General features: G+C 38.2%; 3 protein-coding genes and 1 pseudogene. 1 reads left to right on the forward strand and 3 read right to left on the reverse strand.

Annotation, left to right across the window (positions count from 1 at the left end; translation table 11 throughout):
* Positions 1–187: 187 nt before the first annotated feature.
* Entirely contained in the window at positions 188–508 is a 321-nt protein-coding gene (locus VB715_RS21875; RefSeq protein WP_323303310.1) for a hypothetical protein, read from the reverse strand.
* Positions 499–1,143 carry an AAA family ATPase gene (locus VB715_RS21880; protein WP_323303311.1) on the reverse strand — a complete coding sequence of 215 codons (645 nt, stop codon included), beginning with the start codon at positions 1,141–1,143 and terminating at the stop codon, positions 499–501. Before VB715_RS21880 ends, VB715_RS21875 begins: the two co-directional genes overlap by 10 nt.
* A gap of 374 nt (positions 1,144–1,517) precedes the next feature.
* Here VB715_RS21880 and VB715_RS21885 point away from each other — a divergent pair, with 374 nt between their 5' ends.
* Complete coding sequence (locus tag VB715_RS21885) at positions 1,518–1,733, forward strand: transcriptional regulator (RefSeq protein ID WP_323303312.1); 216 nt, start codon at positions 1,518–1,520, stop codon at positions 1,731–1,733.
* Here VB715_RS21885 and VB715_RS21890 read toward each other — a convergent pair.
* Positions 1,730–2,872, reverse strand: a pseudogene (locus tag VB715_RS21890) (transposase); the annotation flags it as partial. The gene VB715_RS21885 and the pseudogene VB715_RS21890 overlap by 4 nt on opposite strands.
* Positions 2,873–3,488: the final 616 nt, after the last annotated feature.

Genomic DNA, 3,488 nt, shown 5'->3' on the forward strand with positions numbered 1-3,488 from the left:
CTAGTTTTTTGTGATGGGATTAGCCAAAATCCACTACTTTTTAAAAATCCCTTTAATAAAAAATCGTTTTTGATGCCAATTTTTTATTTTTTTTGTTTTGTTTTTTCTTCATGAATAATGCAGGCTAAATCATTAAAAGCTTGGTCTAATATCCAGTAATTACGGCAATACTTAAGTAATTACTGCATTATTTATTTACTTCTTGCAATACATCCTCAAGTAAAGTCCTGACAATATCAGCTTTTGTCCTACCCGTCTTTGCTGCTAATATCGACAGTTTACGGTGCATAGAATCAGGCAAATCTACTGTAAATCTTTTCGTCGCTTCTCTTGGTTCAACGGGTTGTAATTTATCCATAATTGAAGGTTTTAATTCAGGTTCCTTGATTTCTACTCGTTCAACGGGTGGGGTTTCTTCAATGGGTTGTTTCTCAGATGTGCCATTTTCCCCATAGACAAACTCTTTAGCCAGAGCATCATTTAATGGTTTACGTTTATTTACACCCATGACATCACCTCCTTAAATAATTTGTCATATTCATTAGCCGAGTCATTGGCCGGTTTCCCTGAAAAGTCCCAAACCGTTGCTGACTGTCCAGAGGTATCTGCGATCGCTTGTTTTTGATGGATCACTGTCTTCAATAACTTGGCTTCTTGAATCTGAGAGAGAAGTGCGATCGCTTCATCTTTAAGTTTTGTCCCCTTGACGGCCCGACTCAGGAAAATACAAACATTAGGTAAACCACCGCGTACTGATTGTGCCTGTTTAACTAACCGCATGGCATCAGAGGCCGAACGCAGATCCACCCCCGTCGGTTGTACCGGAATAACAGCCAAATCTGAACGAAAAAGGATGGCCCTGGTTGCTTCTGATAAACTGGCCGGCCCATCAACAATCACATAATCATAATCAGCCGCTAAAGTCGGAATTTGTTCAAGTAGATCATCAGGAGTTTGAATCACTTTACAAGGAATCGTGACCCCTTCCATCCCCTCAACCCATTGAGATGATGACCGTTGACTATCAGCATCTACTAATAAGACCGTTTTCTTCTGTTTCACCACCAACCAATAAGCTAGATGTACCGAAGTCGTTGACTTGCTGACACCTCCCTTCTGATTGACTAAACTAATGATTGCCATACTGACTTACTGAATTCTTTACTTGATTACTGCGTTACTCACTTACTGCATTTAGACTTTAACCCAGTAGCGATAAGTTCCCTAACCGTCTATCATTATTTAAACACTTAAATGCTGCATTACTGCAAACCCTAAGTAAATGAACCGATATCCCAAGAACTGGAAAACCATAGCGCACATCATCAAAGAAGCTGCGGGGTGGCGTTGTGCTAAGTGTGGGACTCAGTGTATTAAACCAGGGGAGAATGTCTCAAAGGGGTATGGAAAGAATACGTGCAAAATCGGTCACGATGTAAAGTTTTCTAAACAACCATGTATATACTAAGATTTGTCCATGTATATACTAGGAGGAGAGCAAGGCCAAGAATCAACCGATGAATCAATATTCAGGAACTCAAAAGAAATCGCCAAGACGACCACACGCAGAAGATGGAACGTTTACGCCTGACTATGCAGGAGAAACAAAACGATTAAGAAGCATGAGATTAACCGATACAGCATGGGAATTGCTGGCAGAAATTGCCGAAAAAAATCACATTACCAGAACAGAAGTTATTGAACTTTTTGCTAGAGGAGAAGACTTATATTAAAAGGTTAAAACCATCAAATCATCTAATTGTGGAGGAGTTTGCGTTAAATCAAGAAAATAATCGCCAAACCGTTTTATATGACTGGTTAAATAAGGACTCAAAGCTGAAACATCTTCTTTGTCTAAAAAATAGCCTTCTCTTTGAAGTTGCTGTAAGACCTCCGTTAAGTCAACAACATTCTGAAAAATGACCGCATTTGCTACCAAATCATTATACTTGATGCGCTTTTCCATTTCCTCTCTATCATTAGAATTAATGATACTATCACCGCCAAAAAAGAACCATTTAGAAAACCCATGATAAGCCTCTACTTTATTCGTTGCTGCGGTAATTTGTCGTCTTAATTTACCATCAGAAATATATTCTAATAAAAAAATCGTGCGGATGACTCGACCTAATTCACGGAACGCTTTATATAAGCGATTTTTTCGACTATAGTTGCCTAACTTTCGGAGGATAGCAGCACTAGAAATTTTCCCCGTATAAATGGATAAAACAACCTGCATCAAATCTGTCCAATGGGTTCTTAGAAGTTCCCAATTAATAGAGTCTTTAAACAAAGAATCAATATGCTGATAAACAGTCTCTTTCTCAGGACGGTAAAAAATCAAATCTTGCCAATTCCTGATTCTCGGCATTAATTGAATCCCCAAAAGATAAGATAAAGCAAAGACAGGGGTAGATTGACCTTGAGTATCACCATGAATTTTTTGAGGTTGAAGTGTAGACTTATTTTGAAGAAGTCCTTCGAGAATATAAACCGCTTCCCATGTCCCACAGGGGATAAAATGACTGAACAAAGCAATATATTTATCCGCCACATGATGATAGGCAATTCCCCCATATCCCCCATAACGAATATGATATTCAGATAACAAATTCTGCTCTCTCACATCATATTTAGTGCCATCGGCGGCGGCCGAATCTCCTTGCCCCCAAAATTGAGGTAAATCTAAAACATTATAACGATTAATAATATCAGTAATACCGCGATTTAATTGCTCAATACTAATATGACGACTATTAATATTAGAGAGAGATTTCGCATTAACTATTCCTCTCATGTGACGAGCCGCTTGAGAGGCTCCCAAATTACAACCATAGGTGAAAACCGTTAATAAATAACGTTCTGTTGACTGAAGTGGCATCTAATACTCTAGCTTCAGCAGCAAAATGTTTAATTTTCGCCTGGTTTATATGCTGTAAGTAATCGCTAATATCTCCGAAATGACTGAGCCATAGTTCATGAGCTAATAAATCATTGAGATGGTTACGAGAGGGTCGCTTGGGTAGAGCCTTGAGTTGATTAAATGGCGTTAAGTTTTCTGACGGCTGACTTAACAAGAGGTCATTAAGTGATTGACTTAGTTCAGGATTTAATCTCTTTATTGTTTCTGAGAAAAGCGTTTGATTTACCCTGGTTCTTAGATGATTAACTTGTCTATCTAATTCCTCACGGGGTGACAATCCCGTTGAAACATTGTTATAGAGGGAGGTTAAGCCGTTGCAACCCTTGAAAAATTATCAGAAATTGACAGCAAGAATGAGAATAGCCAAAATGATCATCACCCTCGTATGTTGATTTTTTAGTCAATCCCAGAAGGTGAAAAAAGACCCGATTTATGGTAAGAATAATCGGGTTATTGTTCTTATTGGATTGGTTGATTTATGAATTTTTTGTCAGTCTATGAGTCTCATTTTACTCAATTTTTGACTCCCACGCAATTTGAAGCTTTAAGAATTTTGCTTTGGTTG

The sequence above is a fragment of the Crocosphaera sp. UHCC 0190 genome, assembly GCF_034932065.1.
GTDB lineage: Bacteria > Cyanobacteriota > Cyanobacteriia > Cyanobacteriales > Microcystaceae > UHCC-0190.